Raw genomic sequence first — 15,404 nt, 5'->3', positions numbered from 1 at the left:
ATTATCAACAATTATTGTATGTACATATATTGACTTTATGCATAGTAATTATAAGTATCACTATTTATCTTGTGCTATTTGCATATAAAATATATTTGCAAATAGCACACTTATCATGTAAAATTGGTATGAAGCTTATTTTAAAAACAAATTATCAATTTGGAGTGTTAAACTTGTCAAAAGAAGAAATTTATAAATTAAAAAAAGAATTAGAAAAGCTGATTTATCAAAATATGAGCAAAGACAAGATTAGAAAAACAAGCAGCAGACTGGATAGAGAGCTGGAAAAATTTTTATTTGAAAACTTAGGAGGCGCCGCAAAGCATAAAAAATAATCTGTTTTACTGGATTATTACACTGCATACAGCAGTGCCTATCGTCTCCATTTTTATGAAATTGAAGGCGATAGACATGATGCAAGCCTTTAAAATCAATCTGTTTAGCTGCATTTTACCATTTCTCTATATTTAACCCTCTTTCTCAAATATTCACTCATGGTTTTATATTCTATAATCTCACCGTTCTTTTCTACCATTATGGCATCTACATAGGCATTAGCAGTATCAATGCAGGTAAAAATCACTTTATCATGGGCCAGTGCAGTACGCCTCAGTTCAAAACCCTGTCTACTGCTGTCATATCCCTGAGTCGGTATATTGATAACCACATCTACCTTATTTTCTTTAATATATCCCGGTGCATCTTTTATGTCAACCTCAGTACATTTTATACCATTTTTATTTAAAAACTCACAAGTACCTGCAGAGCCTAAAATATCAAAGCCCAATTTATCATATTTTGCTATTATATGAAGAGAATCTTCCTTGTCCCGATCATCTATGGAAACATATAGGTTCCCACTGTGAAAGATTTTAAAACCCGCTGCTTTAAAAGCCTTATACACAGCTTTATTTTTATCAAAATCAATTCCAAGAACCTCCCCTGTGGATTTCATTTCAGGTCCGAGAGCTACATCCACACCTGGAAGCTTCTTGCTGGAGAACACCGGCATCTTTACGGCATAAATATCACTGAACTTATATTCATCCTGCTTGTAGCCAAAATCTCTTATCCTCTTCCCCAGCATGATCTGCACAGCTATCTCCACCATTGGAATATCCGTAACCTTGCTTAAGATTGGCACAGTTCTCGAGGCCCTTGGGTTTACTTCTATTACATATATCTTATCTCCATCATACGCATACTGTACATTTAAAAGTCCTTTCACCTTTAATCCTCTGGCTATTTTTACCGTATAGTCTTCTATCTTTCCAAGAACCTTTTCAGGAAGATCATCTGCAGGATATACTGCAATACTGTCTCCGGAATGTACTCCTGTCCTTTCCACATGTTCCATTACCCCCGGAATTATTAAATCCTGACCGTCGGATATTGCATCCACTTCTATTTCTCTGCCCAAAATATATCTATCTACGAGTACTGGATGCTCTTTTGACAGATTTACTGCATCTTTTAAATACTGGGATAATTCTTCATGGTTGTACACTACCTTCATAGCCCTTCCGCCAATCACATAAGAGGGCCTTACAATAACCGGATAGCCTATCTCATCAATTAACCTGTCTGCTTCTTTTAAACTGGTCACGGAACCGCCTATGGGGGAATTGATATTCAATTCCTTTAAAAAGACCCTGAATTTTTCTCTGTCTTCAGCCAGATCTATGGACTTAAAGGAAGTTCCAAGTAATTTTACCCCTGCATCACTTAATTTCTTCGATAAATTTAAAGCTGTCTGTCCGCCAAATTGTACTATAACCCCGTCCACTTTCTCTTCATTTATCACATTCATCACGTCATCTATATACAGCGGATCAAAATAAAGTTTATCAGAAATATCAAAATCCGTACTTACAGTCTCAGGATTGTTGTTCACTATAATCGACTTATATCCAGCTTTTTTTATGGCCCATACACCATTTACGCAGCAGTAGTCAAATTCTATTCCCTGTCCTATCCTAATAGGTCCGGAGCCTATTACAAGTATTTTTTTATCATCCGACACTGTGTTGTCATCTTCCAGATCATAGCAGGAATAGTAATAGGACGTCCTTGCTTGAAATTCACCGCTGCAGGTGTCAACCATCTTGTACACTACTTTTATCCTGTTTACTTCCTTGATCCTCTTTAAATCTTCTAATTTCATGCCCATAAGCTTGCATATATATTCATCCGTAAATCCCATAATTTCAGCCTGCTGTATGGTATCCACATCTGGAGCGTTATTTACTAGTTCATTTTCCATATTCACTATATTTTTTATTCTATATATAAACCACTTATCAATTTTGGTTATCTCATAGAGCTCATCCACACTCATTCCCTTTCGAAGAGCTTCCGCCACTGCAAACAATCTCTCGTCATCCTGCATCTTCAGTTTATCAACTATTTCTGGTACACTTAGATCTTCAAGTTTGTCCAGTTTGAGTCCTATTAGCTTTCCCTCCAAACTTATCACGGCCTTTAAAAGTGCACTTTCAAAACTCCTGTCTATAGCCATGACTTCTCCTGTAGCCTTCATCTGGGTCTTTAAAGTTCTATCTGCAGTCTTGAATTTATTGAAAGGCCATTTTGGCATTTTAACTACACAATAATCAAGGGTTGGTTCAAAAAGGGCACTTGAGTTCCCTGTAACATAATTTTTCAATTCATCAAGTGTATAACCCAAAGCAATTTTAGCTGCAATTTTGGCTATGGGATACCCTGCAGCCTTGGAAGCCAATGCACTTGATCTGCTCACTCTCGGATTTACTTCTATGACCATATATCTGCCGCTGTTGGGATCCAGTGCAAATTGTATGTTACAGCCTCCTTCTATCTTCAAAGTTCTTATTATTTTTATGGCAGATCTTCTGAGCATCTGGTATTCCCTGTCATTTAGAGTTTGAGAAGGCGCCACAACTATACTGTCACCGGTGTGAATACCTACAGGATCCAGGTTTTCCATGTTGCATACTACCATACAGTTGTCTTTTTTGTCCCTCATTATCTCATATTCCAGTTCTTTCCATCCTGCCAAACTCTGCTCCAAAAGTATTTGTGTTATAGGACTTTCTTCCAGTCCATTTTTACATATTTCCAGATATTCTTCATAATTGTTTGCAATTCCACCACCAGTACCTCCAAGTGTATAGGCAGGTCTTATTATAATAGGAAGGCTGATTTCATTCAAAAATTCCTTGCACTCATCTAAATTAGTGGCTATGGTACTCACAGCCACAGGCTCTCCTATTTTCTCCATAAGATTTTTAAAGCTCTTTCTGTCCTCTGCATTTTCTATGGATTTTACTTTTATTCCGAGTAATTCCACATTGTATTTTTTTAAAATTCCGGCCTTGTTAAGTTCCATGGCCAAATTCAGGGCCGTTTGTCCACCAAATCCCGCTAAAACACCATCCGGTTTTTCCCTTGCTATTATTTTTTCCAATGATTCAACAGTAAGAGGTTCTATATAAGTCTTGTCTGCAATATTTTTATCTGTCATTATAGTTGCCGGATTGCTGTTTACAAGAACTGTTTCTATTCCCTCTCTTTTTATTGCCTCACATGCCTGAGTCCCTGAATAATCAAACTCAGCAGCTTGGCCTATTATTATAGGTCCCGATCCTATTATCAAAACTTTTTTCAAGTTTTTCCTCAACGGCATTGTATCACTTCTCCTTGTTTATTTATACTATAGAGTCATATATCTTAAAAACTTATCAAATAAATAATCTGTATCCTTAGGCCCTGGAGAACCTTCCGGGTGAAATTGTACTGAAAATATAGGAAGGGTTTTATGTCTTATTCCCTCTACAGTATTGTCATTTAAATTCAGATGGGTCACCTCAATAATATCTTTATCCAGGCTTTCTCTTCTAACGGCATAGCCATGATTCTGAGACGTTATAAAGGATTTGTCAAGGTCCCTGTCATATACGCCATGATTACTGCCTCTATGTCCAAATTTCATCTTATAGGTATCTCCACCCAGTGCAAGAGCCAGTAACTGATGTCCCAGGCATATCCCGAATACCGGAATGTTTCCAATCATCTTTTTTATAGTAGGCATAATTTTACCTAAATCTTTGGGATTTCCCGGACCATTGCTCAAAAGTATACCCTGGGGATTTATCCTCTCTATATCCTCATAGGAAGAATCATAGGGAAATACGGTTATATCGCAATTTCTGCGTTTTAAATTTTTCATTATATTTATCTTGGCACCAAAATCCAGAAGTGCCACTTTAGGTCCGCTTCCTTTAATATTCTTTACAGATGGGGTACTTACCTGCTCAACCAGATTTTTATCATCACAGGAATCCAGCATATTTTTAATCTCATTTATAGGTTTGTTCTTATTGCATATCACACATTTCATAGTACCTTTTGACCTTATCTTTTTTGTTATGCTTCTGGTATCTATGCCGCTGATACCCACTATATTATTTTTTTTCAGAAAATCTGTAAAGCTCTCCCTGCTTAAATAATGGGATGTATCAGAATAGGCGTTTTTCAACACCACTCCCTTTACCTGTGCTTCTCCAGACTGGCTAAAATCCTGGTTGACGCCATAATTTCCTATATATGGGTAACAAAAGGTAATTACCTGACCTCTATAAGAAGGGTCTGTAAGTATCTCCTGGTAACCTGTCATTGAAGTATTGAAAACCAGTTCCCCTGCAGTTACACCATTTCTTCCTACAGCTTTCCCCATAAACACGGTTCCATCTTCCAAATACAATATGGAATTCATAATATTCCTTCTTTCTAAATATTACTGCATAAAATGATTCCTAGGCTAAAGTTGCCACCATGACTGCCTTTATAGTATGCAATCTATTTTCTGCTTCATCAAATACTATAGAATGTTCTCCCTCAAATACTTCTTCTGTAACTTCCAGTGCTTCATAGCCAAATTTTTGATATATATCCTCGCCCGTATTTGTCTCTCTATTGTGAAAGGCAGGAAGACAGTGCATGAATTTCACATCTTTATTTTCACAGGATTCAACAAGTTTACCGTTTACCTGGTATGGCATCAAAGCTTCAATTCTGCTTTTCCACAGATTTCTATTCTCCCCCATTGAGAGCCACACATCTGTATACAAAACATCTGCTCCTTTTACGCTGCCGTATATATCATCGCTTATGGTAATATTTCCTCCATTTTTTTTCGAAATCTTTTTACATTCCGCCACCAGTTCATCTTCAGGAAACAGCTCCTTTGGAGTTATAATTTTAAAATCAACTCCCATTTTTGCCGATCCAATCATAAGTGCATTTGCCATGTTGTTCCTTCCGTCGCCAATATAGATAAAATTTACATCTTCAAGTGGTTTATCAACATGTTCTTCTACAGTCAAAAAATCTGCTAGTACCTGGGTAGGATGATCTTCGTCTGAGAGTCCATTCCACAGTGGTACTCCTGAATATTCAGCAAAAATTTCCATATTTTTCTGTGAAAATCCCCTGTATTCCACTCCGTCAAACATCCTCCCCATTACTCTGGCCGTATCTTTCACCGATTCTTTTTTACCCATATGGCTTCCCGTAGGTCCTATATAAGTTACCGATGCACCTTCATCATATGCCCCTACCTGAAATGAACATCTTGTCCTTAAAGAATCTTTTTCAAATATAAGAGCAATATTTTTTCCCTGCAGTCTCTTTTTTTCTTTCCCATTATGTTTTTCTTCCTTGAGTTTTTTAGAAAGATCCAGCAGATATCTTATCTCTTCTCGTGAAAAATCCCTGAGAGTTAAAAAGCTCCTTCCCTTTAAATCAACCATAAATATTTCCTCCTAATATCATTTTTTATACGCATCAAATCCAAACCATTTTACCGAGAGCTTAGAAAGTGTTCCATCCTTTTTCATGTCCCCTATGATTTTATCCACTTCTTTTTTCAGTGAATCATCATTTTTTCTATAGGCTATTCCCATAGGTTCCCTGCTCAATTCTCCGGGAAGCATTTTAAACTGACCCTTTTTCTTCTGAATATAGTATCCGCCAACCTGCTTATCGATTATAGCGGCATCCACCCTGCCTATGGACATATCTTGAAAAGCCTCAGTTATCTTGTCATACTTCTTCAGTTCCTTTACTCCTTTAATTCCATCTGCAACCTTTTCCCCCGTAGTTCCCAATTCGCAAGCTGCAACTTTTCCTTTTAAATCATTTACCCCTTTTATATCCTTCCTTTCATTCTTTACAGTAATGATCTGTCCTCCATTTATATATGGCACAGAAAAATCTGTGTTTTTCTTACGCTCATCAGTTATACTTATGGAAGCAACGGCAGCATCAAATTTATTTGAATCAAGGGCCAATATAAGTCCGTTAAAATCCATCACCAAAAAATTTGCTTTGACTCCTAATCTTCTGGCAACTTCATTGGAAAAATCCACGTCAAATCCCACCAGTTTACCACTGCCATCTCTAAACTCCATTGGAGGATACCCTTCTTCCGTCCCTATAGTGATTTTACCGGACTTTTTAACTTTATTCAGCAAATTTGAATTTGCATCGTTCATATTAGTTTGCCCACATGCTGTAAATAATACAATACCAAAAATAATTACAACCGCAGCTGCCATTATCTTCTTCATTACCAATCCCCCTAAATTATAATCTATTGATATATTTTATAATTATACATAAATATTAATAATAATGCAATATGTTTTCATATATTTGATGAAATTATTTATTGTAAAAATTTAGGCTTGAAAATAGAAGAGGGCTTCCTCGTAAAATAAGATCTGCAAGGAAGCCTGTATCAGCTTAAATTCAACTATTATCTTTTAGAATATAATCTTTAAGTATAACTGCCTTTATTTTATCATAGCTTATACTGTCTGGCAGAGATTCTTTAACGGGCTTTAACCTGTCCATGCCTATCTTTTTTATAACCTGTACAATCATATTTTCTTCTTCTTTCGAAAACAGGCTGTCAAAATTCATTTTCACATTGAGTTTGTTTCCCTGTTCCACATACTTCATTATATGCGATAATATTGTAGATACGGTAAGACCTCTTTTACTGGAGATCTCATCTATTCCCATATTTTCATCAAGCATGTTTACGGTAATTTCAAAAGTTTTCAACTTGCCATTTTTTCTGCTGCCGACTTCTGAAAGATTCCCTTTAAAGTACCAGTTGGATTTTATATTGTTTTTTTCTACATATTCCCTGACAATTTTTAAGAATATGTCACCATATTTCTTGAGTTTCAATTCACCAACTCCGGATATATCAAGCATCTGCTTTGAAGTTACAGGGTATCTGCTGCTAATCTCCCTTAAAGTGGTATCAGAAAATATTAAATAAGGAGGTACTCCCTCCCCTCTGGCTATTTCCCTCCTGCAATTCCTGAGCAATTCAAACAAATTACTGTTTACAGTTATCTTTTCCACCTTCGTAGGTTCCTTCAAAACCACTTTTTCCTTTCCCTTCAGTATTTTCACAGAATTAGAATTCAATATCACTGTTGGATATTCTCCTTCTTTTAAAGAAATATAGCCCTGAGCTATAAGTGTGTTTATAAAATTTGAAAGTCCATTTTTCGAATAATTTTTCATTATCCCATAAGTGGATATCTTGTCAAATCCATATTGAAGCACCTTTTTCTGGGTAGAACCTCTTAAAACGTCCACTATCATATTTACACCAAACTCCCTCTTCATTCTGTAAATACAAGAGAGCACTTTCTGGGAATCCACAGTTTTATCTACATATTTTCCCTCTCTTATACAATTGCTGCAATTTCCACATTCATCATAATCGACATGCTCGCCAAAATAATTGAGTATATATTTCCTCAAACATCCATTATAATGGACAAAATCAACCATAGATTGGAGTTTTTTATATTCATTCATCCTTCTGGCCGGCGACTGTATACTAGTCTCTATCAAATACTTCTGGGTGATTACATCCTGAGGTGAAAACATGAGTATGCATTCACTTTTTTCGCCGTCACGTCCCGCCCGTCCTATTTCCTGATAATAGCTTTCTATATTCTTCGGCATATTATAATGTATCACGAATCTCACATTCGACTTATCTATTCCCATTCCAAAAGCATTAGTGGCAACTATGACGTCTACCCTGTCATAGACAAAATCCTCCTGATTCTTCTTCCTATCTTCAGCTGACAAACCTGCATGATACTTTCCAACTGATATTCCATTAGCTTTAAGTTTTTCATATAAATTATCTACTTTTTTTCTAGTAGCCGAATATATTATGCCCGACTGTCCCAAATTTGCCTTGATATAATCAAGTACATATTCAAATCTATTTCCAACTTTCAAACAGCATAACTTTAAATTTTCCCTGTCAAATCCAGATATGAACACAGCAGGATCTTTCATATGTATCTGTTTCACAATATCTTCACGCACTTCATCTGTAGCAGTAGCCGTAAATGCAGTAACCACAGGCCTTCTAGAAAAGCACTCTATGAACTTCCAGATATATGTATAACTTACCCTGAAATCGTGCCCCCATTGAGATACACAGTGAGCTTCGTCCACTGCCACCTGTGAAACAGGCAGGTTTTTGATAATACTGCAAAAATCAGGAGATTCCAATCTTTCCGGGGCTACATACAATATTTTTACACCTCCATTTTTTAAGGAAGAACATATATTTAAAATTTCATCCTGAGCAATGGAACTGTTTATATAAGCAGCTCTTATCCCAAGTGTCTTTATACTGTCCACCTGATCTTTCATAAGAGAAATGAGTGGGGATATTACAATGGTTATACCTTTAAAAAGAAGTGCCGGTATCTGATAGCACAGGGATTTACCTCCGCCTGTAGGCATTATAGCCATAGTATCTCTTCCATTCAATATGCTTTCAATTACCTCATTTTGATCTCCCCTGAAATTATCATACCCGTAATATTTATTTAAAACTTTCAAGGCGCTGTTATTCAATTATTTCACCTCTATGTATACTGTTATTTTTCAAACAAATTATAACATATAAAGCTGTTATCCGTCTTGAAAAATGTATATAAAAATATTATTTAATTTAACGAATATTATCTTGATATATGCACTATAATTCACTATAATGGATACTATGAATTGTAATCAAGAGGTTATTCGGCAAATGCACCTTTAAAGTATAAATTACTATATAATTGATAGCAATATTAATCTATTAACATCATATAAGATCTGCTTTGTTAACAGAGTCTTTCATCCCAAAAGGGACGGAGGGCTTTTATAGTGTCAATATTTTAAAATAGGGGGAGAGTGGAATGAAACAAAATGCATGGGATTTAGCTGTAATTTTATTTGGACTATTTTTAATTTCATTTGCTTTAAATGCCTTTCTTGCGCCGCATAAAATCGTACCAGGTGGAGTTTCCGGACTTGCAATTGTACTGGAATCTGTAACGCATATAAAGAAATCAATAATTATGGGTCTTTTCAATATACCAATTTTCATAATAGGGTTGTTGACACTTGGGAAAAAATTTGTACTAAATACAGCTTTAGGAGCCTTTCTTGTTCCGATATTAGTAGAATTAACCAGCAGCATTACTCCCTTTACACATGATATTCTACTGTCATCCCTATTGGGCGGGGTATTTACAGGGGTCGGCGTTGGAATGCTTTTAAGCAAGCAATCTTCCGTAGGAGGTACAGATACCATAGCTAAAATCATATGCAAATATGCCCATAAACCCGTAGGTAAAGTAATGATGAGCTTAGATATGTCCATAGTAATACTAACCTGTTTTGTCTTTGGTATAGAAAAAGCTCTATATGGCATGGTTACAGTATATTTAATCGGAAGGGTCACAGATATATATATCAAGGGATTTACTGATTCCAAATCCGTATTTATAATTTCAGATAAAACTGAAGAAATCAACGATTTAATCTTGACCAAGCTACATGGGGGTACTACCAAAATTGAGGCAAGAGGCGGATACACGGATGATAAACGTGATATATTAATGTGTCTCGTCACAAATACAGAACTTGTAAAGCTCAAGAGGATAGTGAGAGAAGTCGATGTAAATGCCCTGGTCCTAATACAAAATTCCTACGAAGCCTATGGAAAGGGATTTGGTGCTGCTTAATCAGAATATGCATTGGATAAGAGTGGACTTGTGTCCACTCCCTTATTTTAAGCCATACCTTGCATTATGAAATATTCAACTCAAAACCAGACTTTTTTTTAAAAACCTTATTCCATTTCTTATCTCCTCAAAACTCAGATGCCCATATCCCATCAACACCATATTATGCTTCTTATAATTATCTTTATCAAAATAGTAAAAGGATACAGGGTAGACTTTAACCCCTTTTTCCAGAGCTCTATCTATCAATTCAGGCTCATCAAACCTGCTTTTCACCTGAAGTACAACGTTGAGTCCTGCTTTATCACCATAGATAGCGGCATTTTCTCCAAATTCATTTTTTATACAGTCTGTAAGAAACTGCTGCTTTCTAGCATATATGTTTCTCATTTTCCTGAGATGAGCTTCAATAGTCCCTCCTTCATAAATTCTGCAATTGTCAGCTGATGAATTTTGGATGCAGTTTGATTTATAAAGCTTCCTTCTTCAATAAAAAGCTTCATTATGCTTTCAGGTAAAATCATATATCCAACATGCATTCCGGGAAAAAGAGTTTTTGAAAAAGTTCCAAGATAGATCACTCTATTTTCATTATCCAGGCTTTGAAGTGAAGGTATTGGATTTACATTATATCTAAATTCGCTGTCATATTATAATACTCACCAAGCAGGTCGCATAATATAGCCATCAAAGTCTGTGTCCCTGCACCTACAATTATCTGTTCAGAAGAACAAGCCACCCCTCTTGAACTTTTGACATAATCTGCAATCTGATTTCTCAATTCAAATTCACCTCTGGGATCCGAATAGGTCAATATGCCTATATTTTCTTTTTTCATAATACCCTGCTCAATTTTTCTCCAGCTCGCAAATGGAAAACTGCTGTGCTCCACCGAGCCGGGTTTAAAATTATAGGAATATGGCCTCTCATCTATATGAATACTTCTCAGCGGTTTGAGCTTTAAGGGTATATTTTCTCTCTTGACGGTTTTTATCTGTTTATCTATAGCTCCCACATAATAACCACTGCCCTTTTTACTATAAATATAGCCCTCACACAACAGCTGATTATACGCCGCCTGAACTGTGTTTCTGCTGATACAAAGCCTGTTCTTAAGCTGTATTATAGATTCCAATCTATCATCTTTTTTAAGTATACCTTCCAGTATAGCTTTTTTGTAGCATCCATATATCTGAATATACAGCGATTTTTCACTGTTCTTTTCAATGAACACCGGTATTTCCATAAAATCATCCCCATAATTTTTATAAAAATTATACCTTTTTATAGTAACAATTATATAGTAATATTGTATCAAATATATATCACATGTAAAGGAGAGCGTTTTATGATAAAAGAAATACTGTTACTTGGAAATGAAGATCTATATAAGAAAAGCCTTCCTGTTGCGAAAGAGGAAATGGATGCAGTAAAGGAGACTGTTTCGGATTTGCACGATACCTTAATTGATTTCCGCAAAAAATATAACGCAGGAAGGGCAATTGCAGCGCCGCAGATTGGAATATTTAAAAGGTTGATATACATGTATATCGACAAACCCATGGTTTTTATCAATCCCATACTTAAATTTGACAATAATGAGATGATGGAAGTTGTGGATGACTGCATGTCCTTTCCAAACCTGCTGGTAAAAGTCAAACGATATAAAAAATGTACCGTGATGTACAAAGATATAAATTTCATGGATAAAACAATAAAATTTCAAGGAGATCTATCGGAACTGATACAGCATGAATATGATCACCTCGATGGAATACTGGCAACAATGAGAGCCGTAAACAACAGATCCTTCTATCTAAAAAAATAAGGGAATATAAAAATGAAGTGCTGTAAAGCTACCCTGATGAGTAATTTTACAACACCATTTTTAAACTTCTATAAGGCCCTCATATTTACCACATCATCAAACACCCAAAAGGTTTGCCACCTTTGCCTCATTGAATCCCACAAGATACTGTCCGTCTATAACTATAACAGGAACGGATCTGTATCCCTTCTCCATGAGCTGCTTTCTTGCATTTGAATCCGTGCTTATATTGTGTTCTGTAAAATCTATATTGTTTTTTGTAAAAAACTCCTTTGCACTATGACAATATGGACAGGTACTGGTTGTAAATATATCAACCTTACTCATAAAATCATCTCCTTGTAATATTTCCCTTTCGGTTTTATAATATCACACCTGATAAAATCTATCAATAGATTTTAATAATAATTATTATAAAATATTAATTATGCTTTGTACAAATACTATATATCACTGGATTAATATATGATCTTATAGAAATTTATGAAACTATAATTTTAAAAATTTATTCAACTATCCGATTACTTGAAACCAATATTTATTTCTCCCGTAGATTTTTTTCTGCAATTTTCTGTCCCATTTCAAAAGCCTTTTGGCAATCTATCGGAAATTGCGCTTGTTTATATACAGCCTTTTCTGTCTCCGAAAATTTAGAGGATTCATATTTGCTGTAGTTTGAAAACTGGTAGGTATTATTTACATATAAAACTTCCGGTTTCATCCCCAAAATTTCTTCCGCAAATAATTGTCCGGCTTTTACATTAGTATCTATACCTGCCTTGTGCATACTTTCTGCGCTCATATTCATTGTATAGATAAAACCGCTTGGTATTTTTTGGGTATAGCCAGATACTATCTCTCTGCTGTATAAATCATACGGAAAGAAAAATCGTTCCAGAAACGCCTGCATTCCAGATGTTATATTATAAAAATAAATCGGTGTACCAAAAACAATTCCATCCGCAGCAGATAATTTTTCCAGAATAGGTGTTAAATCATCTTTTTGAGCACATTTACCGTGGAATTTTCCGCCTATCATTTTACACGCAAAACAACTGACACAACCCTTGTATTTCAAGTCATACAAGTTAACAAGCTCTGTTTCTGCACCTTGCGATGCGGCTCCTTCCGCTGCTTTCTTCAGTACAGTACCCGTATTCCATTTTTTCCTCGGACTGCCATTGACAAAATATATCTTCATGATTTTTTCTCCTTTGCCATTGAGATCTACAGTTTCAATTATAACACTTTTCGAAACACAGCCTATCAACTACATTACGGCCTGTAATTGCCCATCGTCTTTCCAAAACCCGTATTGCTTCAATAAAATAAAAGGGTTTCAGGTTTATCTGAAACCCTTTGCCTATGCAGGGTCGGTGTCCCACAATTAGCACCCTGTGCTAATCGCTTTGTCCATTTTGTATATGCAAAATAAGCACTGGTCAAGTGATTCTCAGGCTTAGATGGAACTTGCTTATGAAAAAAATTTTTTCATAAGCAAATCACTGCAAACCTAAGAATCACCTTATTCAGACGTGCGACAGTGCTTACCTCCCACTCTATGAAACGGGGAGTATCATCAATGGCAGCCTTCGGATAAATTTCCTAACGGAAGTCATGATCTGTATTATCATCCACTATATTTGCGTCACCATTTGTGTTTACACGAGCCTTTTCTCTTTTTAGTTTTTCATCCACTTTCCTTGTTTCTTTAACTTCACGTTTATGAGCAGATACCTCTCCAGTTACCACAGTGTGTTTACCTACATTGACCTGCTCTTCACTGACTGGAATGCGTATGGTTTTTTCATCACTAATAGGCGTATCACTGGATTTATTATCTACTGGTCTTCTTTCTATAACAACTTCTTCATGAGTAACTGGAACATCGACTGTTTTTGGTTCTTCAACAATTTCTTTGCTCAGCTCAACCTCACCCTTTGGAACTTTGCTTTTATTTATATCAAGCTCTTCCTTATGAAGCGTAAGTTTTTCCCTATCCTTACTTTTCTTCTTGTTATTATCGTCACTGCCATTGCCTAAAACATTGTCAAATAAACCTTTCATAAAATATTACCTCCTAAAATACATATTTTCAATTCATTAATATTTTATCCCCGATGAAGTAATATATCCTTTATGAAATATGGAGTTAAAGTAAATTGCTTACAATATTTTTGACGACAAAATGGCAAAAAATCAGTAGTTTAAAACCAATGCTAAAATTTAATAGTTTTAGATTTTTCTGTAAAAAAATAGATAACAGTAGTTGCTGTAACACACATCCAAATATTATTCAAATCTAAGGGCATCTATTGGTTTAAGGTTAGAGGCTTTATATGCTGGAAATATGCCAAATACAATACCCACAACCATGGAAAAGGAAAATGAAAAAATTACCACAGGTATTGAAAATGCTACTGAAACTCCAAAGGCAGCTACTGTCTTTCCAATTAAAATGCCAAATATCACACCTATTATACCTCCCAGTGAACTCAGAACCAGGGACTCTATCAAAAATTGAATCATTATATCTTTTTTTGTTCCACCAAGTGCCTTTCTTATTCCAATTTCCTTAGTACGTTCTGAGACAGATACCAGCATGACATTCATTACTCCTATTCCTCCCACTATAAGTGATATGGCAGCTATTCCCCCAAGCAAATAAGTCATGGTACTCGTTATTGAACTCATGGTATTCAGCAGTTGTTTCTGACTCATAACCCTGCTTATGCTATTATCTGCGGACTTGAAATAATTATTTAAGTAGGTATTTACTTCATTTGTAACCATCTCTACATTCTGATCACTTGAAGATTTTATATACACACTTTGCACATTTCTACTGCCAGCAAGACTTATGGCCGTAGATGAGGGTACAATCACCATGTCATCTGTGTTATTTCCCATAGAACTTCCTTGTGATTTCAACACTCCTATGACATTATAGGTATTTCCGTTTATACTGATGTCCCTGCCTAAGGGATCATTGAATCCATAAAGCTGAGCTGCAATATCAGATCCCAGAACTGCCACCTTATTTCTGTAATCTACATCCAGATCGGCTATAAATCTACCTTCTGAAAGTGTCATATTTCTCACATCCATAAAATTCGGCGTAGTCCCAGTTACAGAAGTACTTTGAGATTTTGTATTGACTTTAACTGCAGCACTGGCATTAATGGCAGGTGCCGCCTCGGCAATTCCCTGTAAATCCTGAATATTTTTTACATCCTCAAGGGTAAATTGCTTGGTTCCATTGTTGTTGGTAGTATTTGCCATAATAAGATTAGTTCCGAGAGCCTGAACCTGAGAAGTTATCTGTTTTGTAGATCCGCTTCCCATACCTACCAATACTATGACGGAAGAAATTCCTATAATTATACCTATCATGGTGAGAATGGATCTCAATTTATTGCTTATTATATTTTTTACAGCTAGCTTTAAAGTCTGAAATAATTTCATATATT

Annotated in this window: 15 protein-coding genes; 3 read left to right on the top strand and 12 right to left on the bottom strand. The window is 35.7% G+C overall.

The window, feature by feature from the left end; genetic code table 11:
• The first annotated feature begins 173 nt into the window (after positions 1–173).
• A complete protein-coding gene (locus AB8S09_RS10225; RefSeq protein ID WP_294181773.1) occupies positions 174–335 on the top strand; it encodes a hypothetical protein in 162 nt (53 codons plus the stop codon).
• Between the two features lie 104 nt (positions 336–439).
• Here AB8S09_RS10225 and carB read toward each other — a convergent pair whose 3' ends face one another.
• The 5 genes from carB to recQ form a co-directional block, all read right to left on the bottom strand.
• Positions 440–3,664: a carbamoyl-phosphate synthase (glutamine-hydrolyzing) large subunit gene (carB, locus tag AB8S09_RS10220; RefSeq protein WP_369869069.1), complete on the bottom strand. Its 3,225-nt coding sequence runs from the start codon at positions 3,662–3,664 to the stop codon at positions 440–442.
• Between the two features lie 27 nt (positions 3,665–3,691).
• The gene (gene carA, locus AB8S09_RS10215) at positions 3,692–4,753 is read right to left on the bottom strand and encodes a glutamine-hydrolyzing carbamoyl-phosphate synthase small subunit (RefSeq protein WP_294181777.1); all 1,062 of its coding nucleotides are present in this window, start codon (positions 4,751–4,753) and stop codon (positions 3,692–3,694) included.
• Positions 4,754–4,793: 40 nt separating this feature from the next.
• Positions 4,794–5,789: an ornithine carbamoyltransferase gene (argF, locus tag AB8S09_RS10210; protein ID WP_294181779.1), complete on the bottom strand. Its 996-nt coding sequence runs from the start codon at positions 5,787–5,789 to the stop codon at positions 4,794–4,796.
• Positions 5,790–5,807: 18 nt separating this feature from the next.
• Positions 5,808–6,608 carry an ABC transporter substrate-binding protein gene (locus AB8S09_RS10205; protein ID WP_294181781.1) on the bottom strand — a complete coding sequence of 267 codons (801 nt, stop codon included), beginning with the start codon at positions 6,606–6,608 and terminating at the stop codon, positions 5,808–5,810.
• A 181-nt stretch (positions 6,609–6,789) separates the two neighbouring features.
• Positions 6,790–8,946: a DNA helicase RecQ gene (gene recQ, locus AB8S09_RS10200; RefSeq protein ID WP_294181782.1), complete on the bottom strand. Its 2,157-nt coding sequence runs from the start codon at positions 8,944–8,946 to the stop codon at positions 6,790–6,792.
• 329 nt (positions 8,947–9,275) lie between these two features.
• On the opposite strand from recQ, the gene AB8S09_RS10195 reads away from it, so the two are divergent.
• Positions 9,276–10,106, top strand: a complete 831-nt coding sequence (locus AB8S09_RS10195; protein WP_294181784.1) for a YitT family protein — start codon at positions 9,276–9,278, stop codon at positions 10,104–10,106.
• 75 nt (positions 10,107–10,181) lie between these two features.
• Here the strand turns inward: AB8S09_RS10195 and AB8S09_RS10190 are convergent, their stop codons facing one another.
• From AB8S09_RS10190 to AB8S09_RS10180, 3 genes are read right to left on the bottom strand one after another with little or no spacing between them, the layout of a single operon-like run.
• Positions 10,182–10,496, bottom strand: a complete 315-nt coding sequence (locus AB8S09_RS10190; RefSeq protein ID WP_294181786.1) for an aminotransferase-like domain-containing protein — start codon at positions 10,494–10,496, stop codon at positions 10,182–10,184.
• A complete protein-coding gene (locus AB8S09_RS10185; RefSeq protein WP_369869068.1) occupies positions 10,493–10,687 on the bottom strand; it encodes a hypothetical protein in 195 nt (64 codons plus the stop codon). Before AB8S09_RS10185 ends, AB8S09_RS10190 begins: the two co-directional genes overlap by 4 nt.
• Positions 10,688–10,728: 41 nt before the next feature.
• Entirely contained in the window at positions 10,729–11,352 is a 624-nt protein-coding gene (locus AB8S09_RS10180) for a GntR family transcriptional regulator (protein ID WP_294181790.1), read from the bottom strand.
• A 102-nt stretch (positions 11,353–11,454) separates the two neighbouring features.
• Between AB8S09_RS10180 and AB8S09_RS10175 the strand changes: the two genes are divergently transcribed.
• Entirely contained in the window at positions 11,455–11,934 is a 480-nt protein-coding gene (locus AB8S09_RS10175; RefSeq protein ID WP_294181792.1) for a peptide deformylase, read from the top strand.
• A 96-nt stretch (positions 11,935–12,030) separates the two neighbouring features.
• Here AB8S09_RS10175 and AB8S09_RS10170 read toward each other — a convergent pair whose 3' ends face one another.
• The 4 genes from AB8S09_RS10170 to AB8S09_RS10155 all read right to left on the bottom strand — a co-directional run bounded on the left by AB8S09_RS10170 (position 12,031) and on the right by AB8S09_RS10155 (position 15,399).
• The gene (locus tag AB8S09_RS10170) at positions 12,031–12,261 is read right to left on the bottom strand and encodes a glutaredoxin family protein (RefSeq protein ID WP_294181794.1); all 231 of its coding nucleotides are present in this window, start codon (positions 12,259–12,261) and stop codon (positions 12,031–12,033) included.
• A gap of 211 nt (positions 12,262–12,472) precedes the next feature.
• Positions 12,473–13,135, bottom strand: coding sequence for a flavodoxin family protein (locus AB8S09_RS10165; protein ID WP_294181796.1), 663 nt, complete (start codon positions 13,133–13,135; stop codon positions 12,473–12,475).
• A 404-nt stretch (positions 13,136–13,539) separates the two neighbouring features.
• Positions 13,540–14,001, bottom strand: a complete 462-nt coding sequence (locus AB8S09_RS10160; protein WP_294181798.1) for a YsnF/AvaK domain-containing protein — start codon at positions 13,999–14,001, stop codon at positions 13,540–13,542.
• Positions 14,002–14,226: 225 nt separating this feature from the next.
• Complete coding sequence (locus tag AB8S09_RS10155) at positions 14,227–15,399, bottom strand: ABC transporter permease (protein WP_294181799.1); 1,173 nt, start codon at positions 15,397–15,399, stop codon at positions 14,227–14,229.
• Positions 15,400–15,404: the final 5 nt, after the last annotated feature.

Origin of the sequence: Clostridium lapidicellarium (genome assembly GCF_041224415.1) — a bacterium.
Taxonomy (GTDB): Bacteria; Bacillota; Clostridia; order Clostridiales; family Clostridiaceae; genus Clostridium_B; species Clostridium_B lapidicellarium.
The sequence above is the reverse complement of the archived record's forward strand: the minus strand, read 5'-3'. Positions and strand labels throughout refer to the sequence as shown.

Bases quoted from the DNA above. Each gene is read 5' to 3' on its own strand.
- AB8S09_RS10205 (WP_294181781.1), bottom strand. From the start codon at position 6,608: ATGAAGAAGATAATGGCAGCTGCGGTTGTAATTATTTTTGGTATTGTA.
- carA (WP_294181777.1), bottom strand. From the start codon at position 4,753: ATGAATTCCATATTGTATTTGGAAGATGGAACCGTGTTTATGGGGAAA.
- AB8S09_RS10195 (WP_294181784.1), top strand. From the start codon at position 9,276: ATGAAACAAAATGCATGGGATTTAGCTGTAATTTTATTTGGACTATTT.
- AB8S09_RS10190 (WP_294181786.1), bottom strand. From the start codon at position 10,496: ATGAGAAACATATATGCTAGAAAGCAGCAGTTTCTTACAGACTGTATA.
- AB8S09_RS10170 (WP_294181794.1), bottom strand. From the start codon at position 12,261: ATGAGTAAGGTTGATATATTTACAACCAGTACCTGTCCATATTGTCAT.
- carB (WP_369869069.1), bottom strand. From the start codon at position 3,664: ATGCCGTTGAGGAAAAACTTGAAAAAAGTTTTGATAATAGGATCGGGA.
- AB8S09_RS10165 (WP_294181796.1), bottom strand. From the start codon at position 13,135: ATGAAGATATATTTTGTCAATGGCAGTCCGAGGAAAAAATGGAATACG.
- AB8S09_RS10160 (WP_294181798.1), bottom strand. From the start codon at position 14,001: ATGAAAGGTTTATTTGACAATGTTTTAGGCAATGGCAGTGACGATAAT.
- argF (WP_294181779.1), bottom strand. From the start codon at position 5,789: ATGGTTGATTTAAAGGGAAGGAGCTTTTTAACTCTCAGGGATTTTTCA.
- AB8S09_RS10155 (WP_294181799.1), bottom strand. From the start codon at position 15,399: ATGAAATTATTTCAGACTTTAAAGCTAGCTGTAAAAAATATAATAAGC.
- AB8S09_RS10180 (WP_294181790.1), bottom strand. From the start codon at position 11,352: ATGGAAATACCGGTGTTCATTGAAAAGAACAGTGAAAAATCGCTGTAT.
- AB8S09_RS10175 (WP_294181792.1), top strand. From the start codon at position 11,455: ATGATAAAAGAAATACTGTTACTTGGAAATGAAGATCTATATAAGAAA.